Origin of the sequence: Rhodopseudomonas sp. BR0M22, assembly GCF_010907035.1 — a bacterium.
Lineage (GTDB): Bacteria > Pseudomonadota > Alphaproteobacteria > Rhizobiales > Xanthobacteraceae > Rhodopseudomonas.
The window spans coordinates 1-22567 of sequence record NZ_QUMK01000047.1; the positions used below are offsets into that span (position 1 = coordinate 1).

Here is a 22567-nt window from a genome sequence, read left to right on the forward strand (position 1 = left end):
AGATGTGTATAAGGGACAGGATCTACACGATGTGGCTGAAACGCTGGACCGCGCAGAACATCGTGATCGGCGGCGCGGCGGGTGCGCTGCCGCCGGTGGTGGCGTGGGCGTCGGTCACCGGATCGCTGGCGGTCGAGCCGATCCTGCTGTTCTTGATCATCTTCTTCTGGACGCCGCCGCATTTCTGGGCGCTCGCTCTGTTCCGCAACGACGACTACGCCCGCGCCGGGGTGCCGATGCTGCCTGTGGTCGCCGGTCCCGATCACACCCGGCTGCAGATCCTGCTCTACACCGTGGCGCTGGTCGCGGTGGCGGCCGCGCCGTGGCCGCTCGGCTATTTCGGTGCGATCTATGGCGTCGCCTCGCTGGCGCTCGGCGGCTGGATGCTGGTGCTGGCGGTGCGGGTGTATCGCCAGCGCTCCGGCAGCGCGGCGCTGCGCGCGACCCGGAATTTATTCAAGTTCTCGATCCTGTATCTGTTCGCCCTGTTTGCTATCCTCCTGGTCGAGGTCGTTGTCGCGGCGGTTCTGCGGCTGATCGGATGATGGAGGACGCGATGGAGCCAGTTCACAAGCCGCCGCCGGGCATCGTTCTCACCGAGGCACAGAAGAAACGCCAGCGCGAGCGTTCGATCGCGATCGCTGTGGCGCTCGGCGTGCTGGTGGTGCTGTTCTTCGCGGTCACCATGGTCAAGGGACCGGCGGTCTTGCACCGGCCGATTTGAGGATGCCGACGATGTCGCCTCCGCCCTCCCAAACTCCGCAGCAACCCGTGCCGCATCGCGGGCTCGGGCGTGATACGGCGGTGGCGGCGGTGTGTGGTCTGGTGGTCGCGCTGATGGTCGGTGCGTCGTTCGCCGCTGTGCCGTTCTATAACTGGTTCTGCCGCACCACCGGCTTCAACGGCACCACACAGGTGGCGCGCGCCGCGCCGAGTGCCGCGCCGCTGGCCCGGACCGTCACGGTCGGCTTCGATTCCAACGTCAATGGTCTGCCGTGGAAGTTCGAGCCAGAGCAGCGCGAGATCGATGTTCCGATCGGCAAGGTGGTGACGATCTACTACCGCGTCACCAATCTCTCCAAGCACGCCACCAGCGGACAGGCGGCCTACAACGTTACGCCGCTGACCGTCGGATCCTACTTCACCAAGATCAACTGCTTCTGCTTCACCGAGCAGACCCTGGCGGCCGGTGAAAGCCGCGACATGCCGGTAGTGTTCTACATCGATCCGGCATTCGCCGCCGATTCGGAGAACGACACCGTCAAGACGATCACCTTGTCCTACACCTACTACCCGGTGCGCGATCCGGCGCCGAAGCCGGTGGCTTCGAGCGAATCGGCGCCGCGCAAGGGCAATCTCTGAACGCCGCAACAAGAACAGCCCGGGACTTAAAGACCGCCATCCCGGAGGGACCGAAACGGAGAGCGACCATGGCCACGGCGCACGTCAAGCATCACGACTATCATCTCGTCGATCCGAGCCCGTGGCCGTTCGTCGGCTCGGTGTCGGCGTTCGTCATGGCGCTCGGCGCGGTGTCCTGGATGCACCAGATGTATCAGGGGGCCCCGATCGTGTTCGGCGTCGGGGTGATCGGCGTGCTCTACACCATGGCGAGCTGGTGGAGCGACGTGATCCGCGAGGCGCAGTATCAGCACGATCACACCCGGGTGGTGCAGCTCAGCCACCGCTACGGCATGATCCTGTTCATCGCCTCCGAAGTGATGTTCTTCGTCGCCTGGTTCTGGGCCTATTTCAACTCGGCGCTGTTTCCGGCCGACCCGGTCCACGCCACCCGCGATGCGCTGTTCGGCGGGGTATGGCCGCCGAAGGGGATCGAGACGTTCGATCCGTGGCATCTGCCGCTGCTCAATACGCTGATCCTGCTGACGTCGGGCACCACCGTGACCTGGGCGCATCACGCACTGCTGCACAACGACCGCAAGGGTCTGAAGCAGGGGCTGATCTTCACCATCCTGCTCGGCGCGACGTTCTCCTGCGTGCAGGTCTACGAATACAGCCACGCGACCTTCTCGTTCGCGGGCAACATCTATGGCGCCACGTTCTTCATGGCGACCGGCTTCCATGGCTTCCACGTCCTGGTCGGCACCATCTTCCTGCTGGTCTGCCTGATCCGCGCTTATGCGGGGCATTTCACGCCGAAGCAGCATCTGGGCTTCGAATTCGCCGCCTGGTACTGGCACTTCGTCGACGTCGTCTGGCTGTTCCTGTTCGTCTGCATCTACGTCTGGGGCCATGGTGCGTCCGCCATGGCGCACGGCGCGCATTGATGCGGACGACCAGGTTGGTCATTGCGAGCCAAGCGAAGCAATCCAGATCCGCGCATCGGAGCCTCCGGATTGCTTCGTCGCTTCGCTTCTTGCGATGACGCCAAATGGAGGCGTCATCGCCCACCCTCCTGCAGAGTGCATTGCGCGGCATTGCCTGCCGCTGCCCGCGCTGCGGCGAAGGTAAGCTCTATTCGGGCTTCCTGACTCTGGCGCCGCGCTGCGAGGTCTGCGGCCTCGATTTCGGCTTTACGGATGTCGGCGACGGCGCTGCGGTGTTCACCATCCTGATCGGCGGCGCGGTCGTGGTGCTGTGCGCGCTGATCGTCGAGGTCAAGTATCAGCCGCCGTTCTGGCTCCACGCGGCGCTGTGGCTGCCGATGGTGCTGATCACCACGCTTTTGCCGCTGCGCTCGATCAAGGCGCTGCTGGTCGCGCTGCAATTCCACCACAAGGCGCGGGAGGGCCGCCTGGTCGGCCGCGAGCCGCAATGACCACGGCTGCGGCACACAGGCGCGGCATCGCGGGCATGAGCGTGATCGCACTGACGATGGTGGCCGTGCTGCTGTCGCTGGGGATCTGGCAATTGCAGCGGCGCGACGAGAAGCATCGGCTGATCGCAGCGCTCAACGAGCGGTTGGCTGCCAGCCCGGTGGCGCTGCCGGCGGCGCGCGACTGGCCGACGCTCGATCCGGCGCACGATGAATTCAGGCGCGTCCGGTTCACCGCGACCTATCTGAAACTGCCGGACGCGATGGTGTATTCGTCGGGTTCGGCGGTGCGCGACGACGTCGCCGGGCCCGGCACCTGGGCGTTTCTGCCGGCGCGGCTGCCGGACGGCCGCACCGTGGTGATCAACGCCGGCTTCGTGCCCAACACCATGCAGGATCGCGGTGCCGAGAACCGTGCGATTCAGCCGCTGCTGAACGGGGAGGCGGCGACGCTGACCGGCTATTTGCGGTTTCCCGAGCAGCCCGGCCTGTTCGTCCCGGCCCCGAACCTCGACACGCGGTTGTGGTTCAGCCGCGACGTGCCGGCGATGGCCGTGGCGCTGGGCTGGGACAAGGCGGCCGATATCGCGCCGTTCTATATCGACCTCGAGACGCCGCTGCCGGCCAACGGCGTGCCCAAGCCCGGGCCGCTCGGCGTGCATCTGCGCGACAACCACATGCAATACGCCATCACCTGGTTCGGCCTGGCGCTCGCGGTTGCGATTGCGTTCGGGGTCTGGCTGTTCGGCCAGCGGGGGCGTTCCGCCCCCGTGCTCGGTTGATGCCGCGGGCTTGGCCGGCCTCCGGCGTATCGTGTAGGATCGCCACAAGCGTCGGTCTGGTTCAGTCCTTGTGGGCCCAGGAGCCACCTCATGCCGTCAAGCTATAGCTACTCGGTCATTCTCGAGCCCCAGGAAGGCGGCGGTTTCACCGTGCTCGTCCCGGCGCTTCCCGAGGTCGTGACGGAGGGGGACACCGAGCAGGAAGCGCTGGCTAACGCCGAGGAGGCGATCCGTGCTGTCCTCGCCTACCGGCGGGACCAGGGAAGGGCGCCCCCATCCGATGCACATCCCGAAATTCGCTACGTGACTGTAGCTGCCTGACATGGGCGACGGCCGGCTGCCAGTCATCGGCGGCAGGCGGGTGATCCAGGCGCTCATGAGAACGGGTTTTGTCGTCGATCGGATCGTCGGCAGCCACCATGTTCTGGTCTATCCCGGCGATCCGGCGCGCACCGTGACGGTTCCGGTCCATGCAGGACGAGACCTGAAGCCGGGCACGCTGCGATCGATTATCCGGCAGACCGGGCTGACGGTGGAGGAGTTCGTCGACCTTCTTTGAGGCGGCATCCCCCCGCTGCAAAGGTGGCAACATGCAGCGGCAACGTCCCGTTGCCTGCCTAAGCGACGAACAGGGGCTTCTCCGATGGGAGCGATTTCCCCTGCGCCTCAAACTCCTTTATGGTGAAGCCGATTTCACCCGCGCGTGAGACTGAACTCGATCAATATCAAAGGCTTGGGCGTTAGGCCGGGCCTTTGGAGGCACCCTTGACGACCTATGTTTCGACCCGGGGCGACGCCCCGCGCCTCGGCTTTTGCGACGTGATGCTGACCGGGCTCGCCCGCGACGGCGGGCTTTATATCCCCGAAGTCTGGCCCCAGCTCACCCCCGACACCATTACCAGCCTGTTCGGCCGGCCCTATTGGGAAGTCGCCGTCGAGGTGATCCGGCCGTTCGTCGCCGGCGAGATTTCCGACGCAGAGCTCGGCCGCATGGCCAGCGATGCCTATGCCACGTTCCGGCACCCGGCGGTGGTGCCGCTGCGCCAGACCGGCCCGAGCCAGTTCGTGCTCGAACTGTTCCACGGCCCGACGCTGGCGTTCAAGGACGTCGCGATGCAGCTGCTGTCGCGGCTGATGGATCATGTGCTCGAGAAGCGCAAGCAGCGCACCACCATCGTGGTGGCAACCTCCGGCGACACCGGCGGTGCCGCGGTCGAAGCCTTCGCCAATCTGAACAATGTCGACCTCATCGTGCTGTTTCCGCACGGCCGGATCTCCGACGTGCAGCGGATGATGATGACCACGTCGGGCGCGCCGAACGTGCATCCGCTGGCGATCGAGGGCCATTTCGACGATTGCCAGGCGATCGTGAAGGGGCTGTTCAATCACCACAAATTCCGCGATCAGGTGGCGCTGTCGGGCGTCAATTCGATCAACTGGGCCCGCATCGTGGCCCAGGTGGTGTACTACTTCACCAGCGCGGTGGCGCTGGGAGCGCCGAACCGCGTGGTCGACTTCACCGTCCCGACCGGCAATTTCGGCGACATCTTCGCCGGCTACGTCGCCAAGAAGATGGGCCTGCCGGTGCGGCGGCTGAAGATCGCTGCCAACGTCAACGACATCCTGGCGCGCACGCTGAAGACCGGCATCTACGAGGTCCGTGAGGTCCACGCCACCACCTCCCCGTCGATGGACATCCAGGTGTCGTCGAATTTCGAGCGGTTGCTGTTCGAGGCCTCCGGTCGCGATGCTGCGCTGATCCGGTCGCTGATGGGCTCGCTGTCCCAATCCGGCCGGTTCGTGCTGCCGGATACGGTGCTGGCCGCGATCCGCGAGGAGTTCGACGCCGGCCGCGCCGACGAGCCGGAAACCGAGTCCGCGATCCGTGCCGCCTGGCGCGAGGCGGGCGACCTGATCGATCCGCACACCGCAGTGGCGCTGGCCGTCGCCGATCGCGACACCACCGATTCGAGCGTGCCGAACATCGTTCTGTCGACCGCCCACGCGGCCAAGTTTCCGGACGCCGTGGAAGCCGCCTGCGGCATTCGGCCGGAACTGCCGGCCTGGCTCGACGGTCTGATGAGCAAACCCGAATCGATCAAGATCATGCCGCGCGATCAGGTGGCAATCGAACGTCATGTGCTGGCGGTGAGCCGCGCCGCCAAGCAAGGAGTCGCCGGATGACCGTGGAAGTCAGCAAGCTGCCCTCCGGCCTCACCGTCGTCACCGACACCATGCCGCATCTCGAAACCGCGGCGCTCGGCGTCTGGACCGGCGTCGGCGGCCGCGACGAGAAGCCCGACGAGCACGGTATCTCGCACCTCCTTGAACACATGGCGTTCAAGGGCACCACGCGCCGCACCTCCCGCGAGATCGCCGAGGAGATCGAGGCGGTCGGCGGCGACCTCAATGCCGGCACTTCGACCGAGACCACCGCGTATTACGCGCGGGTGATGAAGGCGGACGTGCCGCTGGCGCTCGACGTGCTGAGCGACATCCTGGCCAATCCGTCGTTCGAGGCCGAAGAGCTCGAACGCGAGAAGAGCGTGATCGTGCAGGAGATCGGTGCCGCGCAGGACACGCCCGACGACGTCGTGTTCGAATATCTCAACGAGCTTTGCTATCCGGAGCAGCCGATCGGCCGCTCGCTGCTCGGCACCGCCAAGACGCTCAAGAGTTTCAGCCGCGAGAAGCTGCAGTCGTATCTGTCGACGCATTATCGCGGGCCCGACATGGTGGTGGCGGCGGCCGGCGCGGTCGACCACGCTCGCATCGTCGAGGAGGTATCGCACCGCTTCGCCAGCTTTGACGGCACACCGGCGCCGAAGCCGCAGCCGGCGATGTTCGGCGCCGGCGGCGCCCGCGTGGTGCATCGCGACCTCGAGCAGGCGCATCTGACGCTCGCGCTCGAAGGGCTGCCGCAGAGTGCGCCGACGCTGTTCAGCATGCAGGTGTTCACCAACATCCTTGGCGGCGGAATGTCGTCGCGGCTGTTCCAGGAGGTGCGGGAGAAGCGGGGGCTGTGCTACTCGATCTATACCTTCCACGCGCCCTACAGCGACACCGGCTTTTTCGGCCTCTACACCGGCACCGATCCGGCCGATGCGCCGGAGATGATGGAGGTGATCGTCGACGTCATCAACGACGCAGTCGATACCCTCACCGAAGCCGAAATCGCCCGCGCCAAAGCCCAGATGAAGGCCGGCCTGCTGATGGCGCTCGAAAGCTGCTCGTCGCGCGCCGAACAGCTCGCCCGTCATATTCTCGCTTATGGCCGACCGTTGCCGGTCGACGAGTTGGTCGGTCGGATCGACGCTGTCACGGTCGAGACGGCCCGCGAGGCAGGACGCACGCTGCTGGCGCGCAGCCGGCCGGCTGTGGTGGCGCTCGGCAGCGGCCGCGGTCTCGACAGAGCAGCCGGCTTTGCTGAAGGCTTGACACAATCCAAGTCCAAGACGTCCTATCATTGATCTGACGCCGCGGGTCGCGGCGTTCGTGGCCCGCCGAATCTGCGGGTCGGGAGTGCCGCGATGGCGCTGTTTCGTATGCCCTCCGTCGGCCCCGCCGCGCTGGCGCCGCGCGGCAATGGGTTGCTGCTGCGCGCGCCGCAGATGGCGGATTTTCCGCAATGGGCCGAGCTGCGCGAATACAGCCGGGCCTATCTGACGCCGTGGGAGCCGATTTGGCCTTCGGACGATCTGACCCGTGCCGGCTTCCGCCGCAGGCTGCGACGCTACGCCGAGGACATCGCCGCGGACCGCTCCTATCCGTTCCTGGTGTTTCGCGAGCCGGACAACCAGTTGGTCGGCGGCGTCACCCTGTCGAACGTCCGCCGCGGCATCGTGCAGGCCGGCACCATCGGCTATTGGACCGGGCAGCCGTTCGCACGTCAGGGTTTCATGACGGCCGCTCTCCGCGTGCTGTTGCCGACGTTGTTCGGCGAGCTCAACCTGCACCGCGTCGAAGCCGCCTGCATCCCCACCAATGCCCCCTCGATCCGCGTGCTGGAGAAATGCGGCTTCACCCGGGAGGGGCTGGCCCGGCGTTACCTGTGCATCAACGGCGTCTGGCAGGACCATCTGCTGTTCGGCCTTCTGCACGAGGACTTCCGCGGCTGATTCGTCCGGTGCCGGACCGCCTGCCGCCTTTGGTTCGCCGGCATTGCTTTGCTATAACCCCGGCCGACGAAACGATGGCAAGGCCGGGTGGAGTGAATGGCTCAGGAGATTGAACGGGTGCCGGCGTGGCACCGGACCGCGCGGGCGGCGCGGGGCGCGGTCGCGGTGGCGATCTGCGGCACGGTATTGGCGGCGACGCCGGCGTGGTCGCAATCGTTCTCCGATCGCTTCAAGAGCCTGTTCGGCGGCTCGTCCGATCGGGATCAGGCGCCGACCGTCACCAACGGTCCTCCGGTCGAAAGCGAACTGACCTGTCCGTCGGTGACGGTGCGCTCCGGCGCCTCGACCTATGCGGTCGGTCTGCCCGGCAAGGAAGCCAGCGGCGCCGATCTGCGCTATCAGGCGGTGATCAGCCGCACCGCTCGCGAATGCAATCTCAACGCCGGCATCATCTCGGCCAAGATCGGCATTCAGGGCCGAATCATTGCCGGCCCGGCCGGTGCGCCGACCTCGGTCGAAGTCCCGCTGCGCGTCGCCGTGGTGCAGGAGGGCGTGTCGCCGAAGACGGTGTTCACCAAGGCGTATCGCACGACAGTGTCGATGCAGCCCGACGGCAGTGTGCCGTTCAGCCTGGTGGCCGAGGACGTCGCCTATCCGGCGCCGTCGGTCAGCGCCAACGATGCCTACGTGTTCTATATCGGCTTCGATCCGCAGGCGCTGAAGCCGGAGCCGCGGTCGCGCAAGCGGAAGTAACCCGCAGTACGATTGAAACGGCCGCGACGTCGATCGCATGACCACCCCACAAACAAAAAGGCCGGCGCGATTGCTCGCGCCGGCCTTTGATGTTTGAGAGGCGACCGCTCAGTTGAGCTTGCCGCGGACTTCCTGGATGCCCTTGCTGAGAAGGTCGTCGGCGAGGTTGCCCTTGACCGATTCCGACAGGATCCGTCCGGCTGCTGCCACCGCTGCCTCGGCTGCCGCCGCGCGAACGTCGGCGAGGGCCTGAGCTTCGGCGAGGGCGATCTTGCTCTCCGCGGTCTTGGTGCGGCGGGCGACGAAGTCTTCCAGCTTGGCCTTGGCTTCCGCTGCGATCCGTTCGGCATCGGCCTTGGCGCTCTCGACGATCGCCTGAGCTTCGCGTTCGGCCGAAGCGCGGCGCGCCCGATAGTCGGCGAGCAGCTTGGCAGCCTCGTCCTTCAGCTTGCGCGCCTCGTCGAGTTCCGCCTTGATCCGATCGCGACGCTTGTCGAGCGCCTGCAGCACGGTGCGATGCACGCCGACATAGGCGAACACGCCCATCAGAATGACGAACGCAATCGCGACCCAGGTCTCTGCTTCTCCGAAGATTGCCATCAGCCTCAGCCCTTCAACGAAGCGTCGACTGCGCTATCCACCGCCTTGCTGTCCGGCGTGACGCCGGCGAGCTGCTGGACGATCGCCGAGGCGGCGTCCGACGCGATGTTGCGCACGTTACCCATCGCGGCGGTACGCGTCGATGCGATGGTCTTCTCGGCGTCTGCGAGCTTCGCAGCCAGCCGTTCTTCCAGCGTCTTGCGCTCGGCTTCCGCCTGCGCGTTGAGCTTTTCGCGGGTTTCCGCGCCGATCGCCTGGGCCCGGGCGCGGGCATCGGCGAGTTCGGCCTCGTAGGCCTTCAGCGCGTCGTCCGCTTCGCCCTTCAGCTTCTGTGCCGCCGCCAGATCGCCGTCGACGGTCTTCTGCCGCTCTTCGATCACACCGCCGACGCGCGGCAGTGCGATCTTGGAAACGATCAGGTAGAGCGCAACGAATGCGATCGCCAGCGACACCAGTTGCGAGGCAAAGGTTTCCTGCTGGAAGGGCGGGAACGGCGCCTTGTGGCCTCCGTCCGCTTCCGTGTGGGCAGTGCTGCCCTTGGCGTCGCCATGACCTTGAGCCACGGGCTTCTCCTGTTCGGCCGGTCGCGACCCCGGAAGGTCAGGACCGGATTTTGGGTCTTAGAGGGCGAACAGCAGCAGCAGCGCGATCAGCAGCGAGAAGATGCCGAGCGCTTCGGTCACCGCGAAGCCGAAAATCAGGTTGCCGAACTGGCCCTGGGCGGCCGAGGGATTGCGCACCGCAGCGGCGAGGTAGTTGCCGAAGATGATGCCCACGCCAGCGCCGGCGCCGCCCATGCCAATGCAGGCAATACCAGCGCCAATGTACTTCGCGGCAATCGGATCCATGTAACGAACTCCTGTTGGGGTTGGGTGTAGTCGTTTGCGAGTGGGTCTTTAGTGGCCCGGATGAATTGCATCGTTGAGATAGATGCAAGTCAGAATGGCGAACACATAAGCCTGCAGGAACGCGACCAGCAGCTCCAGCGCGGTCAGCGCAATGGTCAGGCCGAGCGGCAGCACCGCGCCGAACCAGCCGACGACGCCGACTGCGCCGAGCATCGCCACGAAGCTCGCGAACACCTTCAGCGCGATGTGGCCCGCCAGCATGTTGGCGAACAGACGCACCGAGTGCGAAACCGGCTTGAGGAAGAACGAGATCACTTCGATGAAGACGACCAGCGGCAGGATGTAGATCGGCACGCCGGAGGGAACGAACAGCTTGAAGAACTTCAGCCCGTTCTTGGCGAGGCCGTAGATCAGCACCGTGAAGAACACCAGCAGGGCCAGCGCGACGGTGACGATCAGATGGCTCGACACCGTGAAGGTGTAGGGGATGATGCCGATCAGGTTCGACACTGCGATGAACATGAACAGCGAGAACACCAACGGGAAGAACTTCAGGCCTTCCTTGCCGGCCGTCGACCGGATCATGTTGGCGACAAATTCGTAGGACAGCTCGGCGATCGACTGGAACCGGCTCGGCACCAGCTGGCGGCCCGGCAGCAGCATCAGGATGCCGATCAGCGCCACTGTGCCGAACATGTAGGTCGACGAATTGGTGAACGCGATTTCCTGCCCGCCAATGTGACCGATGGTGAAGAGCTTGGTGATCTGGAACTGATGGATCGGATCGGCGGCCATTCGTGTCTCGGTCTGTCAGTGGCGCGATCTTGCGCGGGAATCGAACGATCGGATGCGCTTCGGATCCCGCTCAGAGCCGCTCGGATTGCTTCGCCATCACACCCGCTGCCCTCATCACATTGATCACACCGGCAATAAAGCCGACGATCGCAAATCCGATGAGGCCCCAGGGCGAGGTCGACAACAAGCGATCGAAACCCCAGCCGAGAGCCGCTCCGCCGAGAACGCCCGCGACCAGCTCCGAGGAAAGCCGAAAACCGAGTGCCATGGCCGAAGCTCTGGCAGGTCCGTCTTCACTTCCTGTTCCGGATTGGTCCGACTGGAGCTTCCGGCTTTCCCGAGAATGGGCCAGCCGTTGCTCCAGGCTTCCGAGCCTTGCGGAAAGCGCGGCCTCCTCGGGCGATCCGTCGCGCGTTTCATGCGATCGTCGGCTGCCGTCGTGCGTGTCGTCCGCCATGATGTGGAGACCCGAACTAGCTGCCGCTAACGATGAAATAACGCCCCGGAGACCCTTAAAAGCCGCGCGGACCATACTGACCACCTGTAGGCAAGTCAAGATTCGGTCGCAGCCCGTTACAGCGTTGTTTTGGCTGATTTTATTGATGATCTGCGAGTCGATGCGATAACTTGTCCGCAGTGCATTTGCGGCGTTGCGCCATGATCCGGCTTGCACGGTGCGAATGGCTCTGATCCGATGCGCCGGCTTCCAGCGATCCGTTCGCAACGATCTGCGAGGAAGCTCTCGCCATCGGAGCCCGCATGTCGCGTCGGATAGACTATTACTTCTCGTTCCAATCGCCCTGGGCTTATATCGGCCACCAGTCGTTGCGGCGGCTGGCGGACACCTACGATCTGAAACTGATCTACAAGCCGGTGCTCCTGACCGGGCTGTTCTCCGAAACCGGCGGGCTGCCACTAGCGAAGCGGCATCCGGCAAGGCAGCATTACCGGACCGTCGAACTGCAGCGCTGGCGTGACAAGCGCGGCCTCGACTTCAAGTTGTGGCCGAAGCACTGGCCGTTCGACGCGCGGCTCGCCGATGGCGTGGTGATCGCCGCGCTCGCCGCCGGGATCGATCCCGAGCCGTATGTCCAGCGCGCTTATGCCGCGGTGTGGGAACGCGAGCTCGATCTCGCCCAGCCGGAGGTGCTGATCGAACTCGCCGATGCGGCTGGTCTGCCGGGCGAAAAGCTGGTTGCCCAGGCCGGTTCGGACGAAATTCGTGCCGCTTACGAACAGAACCGGCTCGATGCGATCGCCGGCGATGTGTTCGGCTCGCCCGCTTATGTGCTCGACGGCGAGGTGTTCTGGGGCCAGGACCGGATCGAACTGCTCGAGGATGCGTTGAAATCCGGTCGCGGGCCGTACCGGCCGGTCGACCGGGCCCCCATATAGGCGGGGTCTGGAATCGTAACGCGGAGCATCCCGATGAGCTTTGCACCCATGGCCGCGGTCTTCTCGCCCGCGGGCGCCCGGCGCGGCCCGCGCCTCGCCGCGCTGACGTTGTTGCTCGCTGTCGGCGGCGCGGGTGGCGCGGTGGCCGAAACGCCGTTGCCGGACAGCGAGAACGGGCGCTATGCTTTCAAACCCGCAACCGAGGGCGTGGTGCGGCTCGATACCCGCACCGGCAAGGTCTCGACCTGCACGGATAAAGGCAGCGGTTGGGCCTGTTACGAGATCGCTGACGAGCGCGCCGCATTCGATGCCGAGACGGGCCGGCTGCAGGCCGAGATCGACCGGCTGAAGCAGGAAGCCGAGGCGCTGCGCGCGGCCAACGATAGCCTGAAAGCGCAGCTCGCCAGCGCCGGTCAGTCCGGCGGCAAGATCGAAGAGGCACTGCCGAAGAGCGATCGGATGCCGCAGCCGCAGGTCACCGAAAAGGATGGCCAGCGCAAGCTGGAGATCCCATTGCCCAGCGACCAGGACGTCAATCGAGTCATGGGCTTCCTCGAGCGTGCTTGGCGGCGCCTGGTCGAGACGGCCAATCGGCTGCAGAAAGACTTCAGCGGCGACAAGATCTGACCGTCGTGAAGCGAGATCGCCGATGAGTTCATCCCGCATTCTCGGTCGCGCGCCGCTGGCGCGCGCGGCTGTCACCAGCGTCGCATCATCGTCTCTGACCGTGCAGACCGGCGGCGCCGGGTTCACCGACATCAGCCGCGAGGTCGCGGCATTCGTCACCGAGGCGCAGGCGCGCGACGGCAGTGTTACCGTGTTCGTTCGACACACGTCGGCGTCGCTGACCATCCAGGAAAATGCCGACCCGACCGTGCTGGCCGATCTCACCACGGTGCTGAACCGGCTGGCGCCGGAAAATGCCGGCTGGCGCCACGACACCGAGGGAGCGGACGACATGCCGGCCCACGTCAAGACCATGCTGACATCGGTGTCGCTGCAGATCCCGGTGCTGCAGGGCCGGCTCGCGCTCGGCACCTGGCAGGGCATCTATCTGATCGAACACCGCGCGCGCCCGCATCGCCGCGAGGTCGTACTGCAATTTATCGGTACGACGGCGTAATCACTCTTCCCAATATGGACTGCGCCATCATCCTGATGAGGTGCCCGGTGGAGTCGAGCGTCTGGAAGGGGGAGGACATGCAGTAGTCGCGGCCTATGGTTCGAGACAGCGCTACGCGTCTCCTGACCATGAGGTTGTGCACCTTGTTATCCGCCTCATCTTAGCGCCAAAAACAAAGCGGCCGCGGATTGCTCCGCGGCCGTTGCTATTTGGGTGGTCCGGCGCGGGCGCCGGACCACTGATCATCAGGTCTTGCTGATGTCGACGTTCTTGGTTTCCGGCAGGAAGATCAGGCCGACCACGACGGTGATCGACGCGAACACGATCGGGTACCACAGGCCGGCGTAGATATCGCCGGTCGAGGCGACGATCGCGAACGCGGTCGCCGGCAGCAGGCCGCCGAACCAGCCGTTGCCGATGTGATACGGCAGCGACATCGAGGTGTAGCGGATCCGGGTCGGGAACAGTTCGACCAGCAGCGCCGCGATCGGGCCGTACACCATGGTGACGAACAGCACGAGGACGAACAGCAATCCGATCACCGCTGCGGTTCTCGAATTGAAGACGTCGAACGGGTGCGACATCTTGATGATCTGCGGGTTGCCGGCCTTCGGATAGCCGGCTTCCTGCACCGCTGCCAGCACCTGAGGATTCGAGGCCTTGGCGTCGCTGTACGGCACTTCCTTGTCGTTCACCATCACCTTGACGCCGGAGCCGGCGGGGCCGCTGACGGTGGAGTACTTCACCGAGGACTTCGACAGGAAGTCACGCGCGGTGTCGCACGGCTTGGTGAAGACACGGGTGCCGACCGGGTTGAACAGGTCGCCGCAGCCGGCGGGATCGGCCACGACCTGCACCTTCACGGTCTCGATCGCCTTTTCCAGCGCCGGATTGGCGTAGGTGGTGATCATCCGGAAGACCGGGAAGAACGACAGCGCCGCGATCAGACAGCCGGTCAGGATGATCGGCTTGCGGCCGATCTTGTCCGACAGCCAGCCGAAGATGATGAAGAACCCGGTGCCGAGCAGCAGCGACCACGCGATCAGCAGGTTCGAGGTGTAGCCGTCGACCTTCAGGATCGATTGCAGGAAGAACAGCGCGTAGAACTGGCCAGTGTACCACACCACGCCCTGACCCATCACCGCGCCGAGCAGCGCGATCAGCACGATCTTGGCGTTGCCCCAATTAGCGAACGCTTCGGTGAGCGGCGCCTTCGAGGTTTTGCCCTCCTCCTTCATCTGTTTGAACACCGGCGATTCGTTGAGCCGGAGCCGGATCCAGACCGAAACGCCGAGCAGCGCGACCGACACCAGGAACGGCACGCGCCAGCCCCAATCGGCGAACGCAGCTTCGCCCACGATGGTGCGCGTGGCGAGGATCACCAGCAGCGACAGGAACAGGCCGAGCGTCGCGGTGGTCTGAATGAACGAGGTGTAGTAGCCGCGTTTGCCGGGCGGGGCGTGCTCTGCGACGTAAGTCGCGGCGCCGCCGTATTCGCCGCCGAGCGCGAGGCCCTGCAGCAAGCGCAGCGTGATCAGGATGATCGGCGCGGCGATGCCAATCTTCTCCGCGTTGGGCAACAGGCCGACGATGAAGGTCGACAGGCCCATGATCAGGATGGTGACCAGGAAGGTGTATTTGCGGCCGACGATGTCGCCGATCCGGCCGAACACGATGGCACCGAACGGACGCACCAGGAAGCCGGCGGCGAACGCCAGCAGCGCAAAGATGTCCCGGGTGGCCGGCGGATAGGCGCTGAAGAATTGCGCACCGATGATCGCGGCGAGCGATCCGTACAGATAAAAATCGTACCATTCGAAAACGGTACCGAGCGAAGAAGCGAGAATGACGAAGCGCTCGTCGCGGGTCATTCCGCCAGATCGCCTGCTCGTCGCAGCGAGTGTAGCCATCAGTGTTTGCCTCCCTGAGGTTGTTTCGAGGGCTATGTTGTTGTTTTTATTGAGCAAGTGCCGTGCGTCATCGCTCCGGCAAATCGTGCGTCAGTGTACGGTAGCACCACCGCTGCGTTGCGGCATTACGACTTTCGACGCCAAAAGTGCGCACAGTTGCGCTTGCTCAATGTTTTCGGTCGCGTGTGAGGGCATGATGATACGGACGAGGCGGTGACGTCCGCCTTGCCAGCCGTCCATCTGAGGGCGACACTTGCAACCGGTTCGCTGCGGCGTGCCGGGAGAAAGACGGTTCGGTTCCAGCTTGCGAGTAAGGGACATCATGAGCACCCCCGCCAGCACGCACTTGATCATTGCCGACGACCACCCGTTGTTTCGCGATGCACTTCGTCTGGCGGTTGCCAGCGTCGTTTCGACCGCGAAGATTGGTGAGGTCGGATCTTTCGAAGACCTGACTGCGATGCTCGAGCGCGAGGGCGATGTCGACCTGGTGCTGCTCGACCTCAAGATGCCGGGGATCAGCGGTTTTTCGGGGCTGATCTATCTGCGGGCACAGTATCCGGCGATCCCGGTGGTGGTGGTGTCCGCCAGCGACGATGTCGAGACCATCCGTCGCTCGCTGGATTTCGGTGCCTCGGGCTTTGTGCCGAAGCGGTTCGGTGTCGAGAAGCTCGGCGAGGCGATCCTGCGGGTGCTGGACGGGGACGTCTGGGTTCCGCCGGACGTCGACCTGTCGGCGGCGGCCGATCCGGAGACCTCCAAGCTGCGCGACCGGCTGGTGACGCTGACGCCGCAGCAGGTGCGGGTGCTGATGATGCTGTCCGAGGGGCTGCTGAACAAGCAGATCGCCTACGAGCTCGGCGTGTCGGAGGCGACCATCAAGGCGCACGTTTCGGCGATCCTGCAAAAGCTCGGGGTCGAAAGCCGCACCCAGGCGGTGATCGCCGCGGCGAAGATCTCCGGCAACCAGTGGCGCCAGGAAGAGCCGATCGCGTCGTAGACTTCGTCGTCTTGTCCGCCTGAGAAAGCCTTTCCCTCATGGTGAGGAGGCGCGAAGCGCCGTCTCGAACCATGAGGCGGCACCGCCTTGCCTCCCAGCTCATCCTCCGAGACGGCCCCTGCGCGGCCTCCTCAGAATGAGGTCGGCGTGCCGGTATAAGGGCTTACTCGGCCGCCGCGACCGCCTGTTGGGCGTGCCATTGGCTCAGCAGCGCGCGCAGCGAGGCGGCTTTCACCGGCTTGTTCAGCACCGCGATTTCTTCCTGCCGTGCCGAGGCGCGCACGCCGGGGCTGCGGTCGGCGGTGATCAGGATCGCCGGGATGGTCTGGCCGAAGCGCTGACGGATTTCGCGGATCGCCGCGATGCCGTTGCCGCGGTCGAGGTGGTAGTCGACCAGAAGGCCGGTGACGCGCTGCTCGCTGCTCTCGATCGCCCGGATCGCAGCTTCGGGATCGGCGACCGCGATCACCTTGGCGTCCCAGGTTGTCAGCAGCGTCTTCATGCCGTCGAGGATTGCCGGATCGTTCTCGATGCAAACCACGAGGATGCCGCTCATCGAGGCGCGTGACAGCGGCGTCGCGCTGGTCACCGCGGCGGTGTGGTTGACGACTTCGGCGACCGGCACCGTCACCGAGAAGCACGAGCCGCCGCCGCGGTTGGAATCCAGCGCGATGCCGTGGTTGAGCACCCGCGCCAGCCGCTCCACGATCGACAGGCCGAGGCCGAGGCCGCGGGCGATCCGGGCGCCCTGTTCGAGCCGGTGGAATTCCTTGAAGATCTCGCCGCGCTTGAGGATCGGCACGCCGACGCCGGTGTCGTAGATGCCGATTCTCAGCGATTGGCCCTGCCGCCGGCAGCCGACCAGCACCCGGCCCTGCGGGGTGTATTTGATCGCGTTGGAGATCAGGTTTTGCAGCAGCCGCCGCAGCATCAGCCGGTCCGACTGAACCGGCAGCGAGCACGGCACGAAGCTCAGCTCCAGCCCCTTGGCGCGCGCCGTCGGGGCGAACTCGATTTCCAGCGACCGCATCAGATCGCCGATGACGAAGCTGGAGATCGACGGCGTCATCGCGCCGGCGTCGAGCCGCGAGATATCGAGCAGCGCGCCGATGATTTCTTCGATCGCCTGCAGCGACTCGTCGATGTTGTCGACCAGCCGCGAGTCTTCACCGCCGGCCTGACGTTCGACCAGGCTGGTCGCGTATAGCCGCGCCGCATTGAGCGGCTGCAGAATGTCGTGGCTGGCCGCGGCGAGAAAGCGGGTCTTGGAGATGTTGGCTTCTTCGGCGGTACTCTTGGCCAAAGCGAGCTGCGAATTCAGCCGCGTCAGCTCCTCGGTGCGTTCACGCACCCGGCGCTCCAGCGTGGCGTTGGCGCGTTCCAGTGCTTCGGCGGCTTCGAAGCTCGGGGTGACGTCGGAGAACGTGATCACCAGTCCGCCGTCCGGCATCCGGTTGGCCCGGACCTCGACCACCAGATGGCGGTCCGGAAACCGTTCGATGAACGGCTCGCCCTCGGTGGTGTAGGCGGCCATCCGCATCTGGGTGTGGGCCTCGGCATCGGTCGGGGCGATGCCGTTGCTGGCGAGGAATTCCAGGATCTCGATCAGCGGGATGCCGATCTGAATGATGTGCGGCGGCAGGCCAAGAATTTCGCCGAACTGCCGGTTCGAGCAGATCAGTTGCAGTTCGGGATTGAACACCGCGATGCCCTGGCGGACGTGGTTCAGCGCGGTTTGCAGGATTTCGCGGTTGAAATGCAGGGCCGCGTGGGAGTCGTCGAGCAGCTTCAGCGCGGCTTCGGCCGAGACCGTGCGCCTGCGCAGCAGCAGCGACAGAACCAGTCGCGACGACGCCGCGCCGATCGACGACGCAATCAGATGCTCGGCGTGCTTCAGCAGCTCGAAATCCGCCGGTGCGGTGGGGTCGAGCGTGATGCGCCGACCGGCGGCGAAGTTGCGGAACGAGTCACGGGCGCGGTCCGGACCGAGATATTGCGACACCGCCCCGACGATGTCCTGCACCGTCACGGTGGTGCGCCAGCGCCGGAACGCGGGGGTCATCGGTGTCAGCGTGTCGGGCACGAACACTTCGGCCTGCAGCCGCTCGATCGACGACGGCTGCCGCAGCAGCGACAGCACGAGATAGGCCAGGAGATTGAGCGACAGGCTCCACAGCACGCCGTGCAGCAGCGGCGGCAGATCGGAGCCGAACAGCGCCTGCGGCCGCAGCGCCTCGATGCCCCACGGGCCGTGTTGCAGCAGCAGCAGACCGGCGGTCGAACTCTCCATGAAGCTCGGGATGAACAGCGTGTAGGCCCACACCGCGAACCCGACCAACAGGCCGCCGATCGCGCCCCGCGCGGTGGCGCGGCGCCAGATCAGGCCGCCGAAGAACGACGGCGCGAACTGGGCGATCGCGGCGAACGACAACAGGCCGATCGCGGCGAGCTGGGTGTTGCCGAGCGCTCGGTAGTACAGATAGGCGAGGATCAGGATTGCGAAGATCGCCAGCCGCCGCACCGTCAGCAGGAAGCTCCCGAAATTGCGCTGTTCGTCGGGTCGCGGCGCGCCGTGACGCTTCAGCACCAGCGGCATCACCAGATCGTTCGACACCATCACGGCCAGCGCGACGCATTCGACGATCACCATCGCGGTCGCGGCCGACAGCCCGCCGATGAACACCGCGACGCTGAGCATCGGGGCGTTGGCCTCGATCGGCAGCGCCAGCACGTACATGTCGCTGTCGACCTTGCCGAACGGGAATTTGACCAGGCCGGCCAGCGCGATCGGGATCACGAACAGGTTGATCGCCACCAGATACAGCGGAAACAGCCAGCGGGCGCGGCCGACCTCGGCCTCGTTGGAATTCTCCACCACGCTGACGTGGAACTGCCGGGGCAGCATCATGAACGCGCAGAACGACAGCGCCGTCATGGTCAGGAAATTGGCCGGCGACGCCGAGTCGAGCGCCCGGACCGCTTCCGGCATCTGCATCGCCCGCTCGATCAGAGCCGACGGACTGAACAGCCAGAAGGTGACGAAGATGCCGGCTGCCAGGAACGCCACCAGCTTGACGATCGACTCGGTCGCGATCGCCAGCATCAGGCCGTGCTGATGCTCTGTGGCGCTGGCCTGGCGGGTGCCGAACAGAACAGTGAACACCGCCATCGCCATCGCGACGATCAGCGCGATGTCGCCGACGATCGGAATGTCGGCGATGTTGTGGTCGTCGCCGAGGATGGTCTGAAGCGACGACGACACCGCCTTCAATTGCAGCGCGATATAGGGCACCGAGCCGATGATGGCGATGATCGCCACGGTGGCGGCGACCTTCTGGCTCTTGCCGTAGCGGGCGGCGATGAAGTCGGCGATCGAGGTGATGTTCTGCGATTTCGCCAACCGGATGACGCGGCGCAGCAGCGGCGTCGCCACCATGATCATCAGCACCGGGCCGACATAGATCGCCAGGAAGTCGAAGCTGGAGCGGCTGGCGAAGCCGACCGACCCGAAGAACGTCCAGGAGGTGCAGTAGATCGCCAGCGACAGCGGATAGATCAGCCCGCCGGCGCGTTCGCGCTGGCCTTGCGACAGCCGGTCGCCCCAGCTCGCGACGCAGAACAGAAACCCGATATAGGCGAGCGCCGCTGCGATCACGCCCCAATCGTGCAGCATCGCGGTCGTGCTCCCTCGCGCCAGGCGGCAGGCGATTGATCGATCGCCCCGCACTCGGCCGGATGCGGCCTTGCAGGACGTGATCGCCAGTCTACCAAAATCGAAGGGGCGCCTGCGACAGGGATTTTCCCGGCCGCGGGCGCCCCCGCTGGATAGTCGTTATCTTATCGCGCCCGCGATGCGGATCACTCCGCGGCGATCGCCTTGGCGCCGAGCGGCAGACCGAGCTCGTTCCAGACCTGCACCAGGGATTCGGCGAGCGCGTCGATCAGCTTGTCGTCGTGATACGGCGACGGCGTGATCCGCAGACGCTCCAGGCCGCGGGCGACGGTCGGATAGTTGATCGGCTGGATGTAGATGCCGTGCTGTTCGAGCAGCAGATCGGACGCCTTCTTGCACTTCTCGGCATCGCCGACGAACACCGGCACGATGTGGGTGTCGGTCGGCATCACCGGAATGCCGGCGTTGTTCAGCACCGCCTTGACGCGGGCGGCGCGGTCCTGATGCCGCTCACGCTCCCAGGTCGAGGCGCGCAGATGCTTGATCGCGGCGGTCGCGGCGGCGCAGATCGGCGGCGGCAGCGAGGTGGTGAAGATGAAGCCCGGCGCGTAGGAGCGCACCGCGTCGATCACCTCGGCCTTGCCGGCGATGTAGCCACCGAGGCAGCCGAACGCCTTGGCGAGGGTCGCCTCGATGATGTCGATCCGCGCCATTACGCCGTCGCGCTCGGCGACGCCGGCACCGTGAGCACCGTACATGCCGACTGCGTGCACTTCGTCGCAGTAGGTCATCGCATTGTACTTCTCGGCGAGATCGCAGATCTTCGCCAGCGGAGCAGTGTCGCCGTCCATCGAGTACAGGCTCTCGAATGCGATCAGCTTCGGCCGATCCGGGCCGGCTGCGATCAGCAGTTCTTCGAGATGCGCCGTGTCGTTGTGGCGCCATACCATGCGCTCGCAGCCCGACTGGCGGATGCCTTCGATCATCGAATTGTGGTTGAGCGCGTCCGACAGGATCAGGCAGTTCGGAATCAGCTTGCCGAGGGTCGACAGGCCGGTCTGGTTGGAGACGTAGCCCGAGGTGAACAGCAGCGCCGCTTCCTTGCCGTGCAGCGAGGCGATTTCCTGTTCCAGCTGCACCAGCGGATGATGCGTGCCGGCGATGTTGCGGGTGCCTCCCGCGCCGGTGCCGATCCGCGTTGCGGTCTCGACCATCGCGCCGACCACTTTCGGGTGCTGGCCCATGCCCAAGTAATCGTTCGAGCACCAGATCACGACATCGCGAGGTCCGGAAGCGGAGTGCCAAGTGGCGTGCGGGAACCTGCCGGCGAGTCGCTCGAGATCGGCGAACACGCGGTAACGACGCTCCTCGTGCAGGCGGTTGAGAGCGTCTTGAAAGAACTGGTTGTACTGCATCGCGATGACCTGTTGGGGAGGCGGATCGAACGACGGAACGCCGTGGGCGGCGAAACTATTAGAACTCTTCCATCACCGAAGTCGAGGCGCAATTCGACGATCGAACCGCGCCGGTTCCGATCCATATCACCGGTCTCGCAGGTGATTGCTTGATGAAGATCAATGCCGTTGCGAGGGCGCGTCCCGGCATGTCCGGGAAGATGCGGACAGCGAGTCCAAAAGTTAAGTCGGCGTAAATCGCAGGATCCCGTCGGTGATCGGTGCAATCTGCAGACGGTGCTGCGCAAGCATGTAGTTGACGTGCGCGATCAGCTCGCCGACCGCAAAGCCGGTCTGATGTGCATCGAGCACATGTTTGTGAAACACCACCGGGACGAGTTCGGCGGAGCTCATCGGCGTAGCGCGGCAGGCGTCGGCGATCATGCCGCAGCGTTCCTCGTGATGATCGGCGAGCTGTTTGATGCGGGCTTTAACGCCGTGAAACGGCAGGCCATGTCCCGGCAGCACCAGCGCATCGTCGGGCAAAAGCGCGTCGAGCTCAGCGAGCGAGGCGAGGTAGGAGCCGAGCGCATCTTCATCCGGCTCGTGGGCCCAGACGCTGACGTTGGGCGAGATCTTGCTGAGTACCTGATCGGCGGACAGGAATAATTTTTCGGCCGCGCAGTACAGCATCACCTGATCGGGCGAGTGGCCGGCGCCGGTGATAATACGAAACGACCGTTCGCCGATCCGAATCTCCTGGCCCTTGGCGAGGCGGCGATACGCCGCGGGCAGCGGTACTGTCTTCTTCAAATAGTCCTGGCCGCGGCCGACCAATTGGTCGATCACATTTTCGTCAATGCCGTGGCGGCGGAAGAATGCGCGGTTGTTCACCAGCCGCTCGTCGGTTCGCCTGTTCTGGTGATACACGCCCTGCAGATATTCGATCTGCGACATGTAGAACGGGCAGCCGAAACGCTGCACGATCCAGCCGGCCATGCCGACGTGATCCGGATGCGCATGGGTGACGATCACCCGGCTGATGGCAAAGCCCGCGAGCGCGCCGTCGAACAGCGTTTCCCACGCCGCGATGGTGGCATCGTTGCCGAAGCCGGTGTCGACCATGGCCCAGCCGTCGCCGTCGGCGAGCAGATAGATGTTCACATGGTTGAGCCTGAACGGCAGCTTGAGCCGCAGCCACAATACCCCCGGCGCGACTTCGACCGCCTGATCCGGTCCTGGGTGGCTGTCGTACAGATAATCGAGTTCGTCGTGCGGTGTGGTGGCGTCGGTCTTCTTATTCATTCGGCGCAGGCTCCCTGACCCGGCTTAGCGGGAGCGGAGCGGAGGCGCCAGCCGAAAAACCGCCTGGGCGGCTGCAGCCACCACAGGGCTGAGCC

The 22567-nt window shown here is 65.1% G+C and carries 25 protein-coding genes; 16 read left to right on the forward strand and 9 right to left on the reverse strand.

What is annotated here, in order from left to right; translation table 11 throughout:
• The 12 genes from DY468_RS15720 to DY468_RS15775 form a co-directional block, all read left to right on the forward strand.
• Window positions 1-545: UbiA family prenyltransferase (locus DY468_RS15720; RefSeq protein ID WP_164605741.1), on the forward strand; the 545-nt coding region annotated here is incomplete at its 5' end.
• An 11-nt stretch (window positions 546-556) separates the two neighbouring features.
• Window positions 557-724 carry a cytochrome c oxidase system small membrane protein gene (locus DY468_RS15725; protein ID WP_164605742.1) on the forward strand — a complete coding sequence of 56 codons (168 nt, stop codon included), beginning with the start codon at window positions 557-559 and terminating at the stop codon, window positions 722-724.
• Window positions 725-726: 2 nt separating this feature from the next.
• On the forward strand, window positions 727-1362 hold the full coding sequence (locus DY468_RS15730; protein WP_246700999.1) for a cytochrome c oxidase assembly protein: 636 nt from the start codon (window positions 727-729) through the stop codon (window positions 1360-1362).
• A gap of 68 nt (window positions 1363-1430) precedes the next feature.
• The gene (locus tag DY468_RS15735; protein ID WP_164605744.1) at window positions 1431-2288 is read left to right on the forward strand and encodes a cytochrome c oxidase subunit 3; all 858 of its coding nucleotides are present in this window, start codon (window positions 1431-1433) and stop codon (window positions 2286-2288) included.
• Window positions 2289-2392: 104 nt separating this feature from the next.
• Window positions 2393-2779: a DUF983 domain-containing protein gene (locus DY468_RS15740; RefSeq protein ID WP_164605745.1), complete on the forward strand. Its 387-nt coding sequence runs from the start codon at window positions 2393-2395 to the stop codon at window positions 2777-2779.
• A complete protein-coding gene (locus DY468_RS15745; RefSeq protein WP_164605746.1) occupies window positions 2776-3558 on the forward strand; it encodes an SURF1 family protein in 783 nt (260 codons plus the stop codon). The genes DY468_RS15740 and DY468_RS15745 overlap by 4 nt, the downstream gene beginning before the upstream one ends.
• Window positions 3559-3648: 90 nt before the next feature.
• Window positions 3649-3879, forward strand: a complete 231-nt coding sequence (locus tag DY468_RS15750) for a type II toxin-antitoxin system HicB family antitoxin (protein ID WP_013500789.1) — start codon at window positions 3649-3651, stop codon at window positions 3877-3879.
• 1 nt (window position 3880) lies between these two features.
• Window positions 3881-4117 (forward strand): type II toxin-antitoxin system HicA family toxin, encoded by a 237-nt coding sequence (locus DY468_RS15755; protein ID WP_164605747.1) that lies wholly within the window; start codon window positions 3881-3883, stop codon window positions 4115-4117.
• Between the two features lie 206 nt (window positions 4118-4323).
• Window positions 4324-5742 (forward strand): threonine synthase, encoded by a 1419-nt coding sequence (gene thrC / locus DY468_RS15760; protein ID WP_164605748.1) that lies wholly within the window; start codon window positions 4324-4326, stop codon window positions 5740-5742.
• Window positions 5739-7028 (forward strand): M16 family metallopeptidase, encoded by a 1290-nt coding sequence (locus tag DY468_RS15765; RefSeq protein ID WP_164605749.1) that lies wholly within the window; start codon window positions 5739-5741, stop codon window positions 7026-7028. Before thrC ends, DY468_RS15765 begins: the two co-directional genes overlap by 4 nt.
• 60 nt (window positions 7029-7088) lie before the next feature.
• Window positions 7089-7676 carry a GNAT family N-acetyltransferase gene (locus DY468_RS15770; protein ID WP_164605750.1) on the forward strand — a complete coding sequence of 196 codons (588 nt, stop codon included), beginning with the start codon at window positions 7089-7091 and terminating at the stop codon, window positions 7674-7676.
• Between the two features lie 96 nt (window positions 7677-7772).
• On the forward strand, window positions 7773-8429 hold the full coding sequence (locus DY468_RS15775; protein WP_164605751.1) for a hypothetical protein: 657 nt from the start codon (window positions 7773-7775) through the stop codon (window positions 8427-8429).
• Window positions 8430-8537: 108 nt separating this feature from the next.
• Here the strand turns inward: DY468_RS15775 and DY468_RS15780 are convergent, their stop codons facing one another.
• The 5 genes from DY468_RS15780 to DY468_RS15800 all read right to left on the reverse strand — a co-directional run bounded on the left by DY468_RS15780 (window position 8538) and on the right by DY468_RS15800 (window position 11129).
• A complete protein-coding gene (locus DY468_RS15780; RefSeq protein ID WP_164605752.1) occupies window positions 8538-9029 on the reverse strand; it encodes a F0F1 ATP synthase subunit B family protein in 492 nt (163 codons plus the stop codon).
• Window positions 9030-9034: 5 nt separating this feature from the next.
• Window positions 9035-9592, reverse strand: coding sequence for a F0F1 ATP synthase subunit B family protein (locus DY468_RS15785; protein ID WP_164605753.1), 558 nt, complete (start codon window positions 9590-9592; stop codon window positions 9035-9037).
• Between the two features lie 57 nt (window positions 9593-9649).
• On the reverse strand, window positions 9650-9877 hold the full coding sequence (locus DY468_RS15790) for a F0F1 ATP synthase subunit C (RefSeq protein WP_009796340.1): 228 nt from the start codon (window positions 9875-9877) through the stop codon (window positions 9650-9652).
• A gap of 48 nt (window positions 9878-9925) precedes the next feature.
• Window positions 9926-10672: a F0F1 ATP synthase subunit A gene (locus tag DY468_RS15795; protein ID WP_164605754.1), complete on the reverse strand. Its 747-nt coding sequence runs from the start codon at window positions 10670-10672 to the stop codon at window positions 9926-9928.
• A 70-nt stretch (window positions 10673-10742) separates the two neighbouring features.
• Window positions 10743-11129, reverse strand: a complete 387-nt coding sequence (locus DY468_RS15800) for an AtpZ/AtpI family protein (protein WP_164605755.1) — start codon at window positions 11127-11129, stop codon at window positions 10743-10745.
• A gap of 302 nt (window positions 11130-11431) precedes the next feature.
• Here DY468_RS15800 and DY468_RS15805 point away from each other — a divergent pair, with 302 nt between their 5' ends.
• From DY468_RS15805 to DY468_RS15815, 3 genes are read left to right on the forward strand one after another with little or no spacing between them, the layout of a single operon-like run.
• Window positions 11432-12067, forward strand: a complete 636-nt coding sequence (locus tag DY468_RS15805; RefSeq protein WP_164605756.1) for a 2-hydroxychromene-2-carboxylate isomerase — start codon at window positions 11432-11434, stop codon at window positions 12065-12067.
• A gap of 33 nt (window positions 12068-12100) precedes the next feature.
• Window positions 12101-12694 (forward strand): hypothetical protein, encoded by a 594-nt coding sequence (locus DY468_RS15810; RefSeq protein WP_164605757.1) that lies wholly within the window; start codon window positions 12101-12103, stop codon window positions 12692-12694.
• Window positions 12695-12716: 22 nt separating this feature from the next.
• Window positions 12717-13190 (forward strand): secondary thiamine-phosphate synthase enzyme YjbQ, encoded by a 474-nt coding sequence (locus DY468_RS15815; RefSeq protein ID WP_164605758.1) that lies wholly within the window; start codon window positions 12717-12719, stop codon window positions 13188-13190.
• Window positions 13191-13435: 245 nt separating this feature from the next.
• Here DY468_RS15815 and DY468_RS15820 read toward each other — a convergent pair whose 3' ends face one another.
• Window positions 13436-15100 (reverse strand): MFS transporter, encoded by a 1665-nt coding sequence (locus tag DY468_RS15820; protein WP_164605759.1) that lies wholly within the window; start codon window positions 15098-15100, stop codon window positions 13436-13438.
• A 322-nt stretch (window positions 15101-15422) separates the two neighbouring features.
• Between DY468_RS15820 and DY468_RS15825 the strand changes: the two genes are divergently transcribed.
• A complete protein-coding gene (locus DY468_RS15825) occupies window positions 15423-16100 on the forward strand; it encodes a response regulator transcription factor (protein WP_164605760.1) in 678 nt (225 codons plus the stop codon).
• Between the two features lie 163 nt (window positions 16101-16263).
• Here the strand turns inward: DY468_RS15825 and DY468_RS15830 are convergent, their stop codons facing one another.
• From DY468_RS15830 to DY468_RS15840, 3 genes are all read right to left on the reverse strand, one after another.
• Window positions 16264-19773: a hybrid sensor histidine kinase/response regulator gene (locus tag DY468_RS15830; protein WP_164605761.1), complete on the reverse strand. Its 3510-nt coding sequence runs from the start codon at window positions 19771-19773 to the stop codon at window positions 16264-16266.
• A gap of 185 nt (window positions 19774-19958) precedes the next feature.
• Complete coding sequence (hemA, locus tag DY468_RS15835; protein WP_164605762.1) at window positions 19959-21188, reverse strand: 5-aminolevulinate synthase; 1230 nt, start codon at window positions 21186-21188, stop codon at window positions 19959-19961.
• Between the two features lie 222 nt (window positions 21189-21410).
• Window positions 21411-22472, reverse strand: a complete 1062-nt coding sequence (locus DY468_RS15840; RefSeq protein WP_164605763.1) for an MBL fold metallo-hydrolase — start codon at window positions 22470-22472, stop codon at window positions 21411-21413.
• Window positions 22473-22567 lie beyond the last annotated feature (95 nt).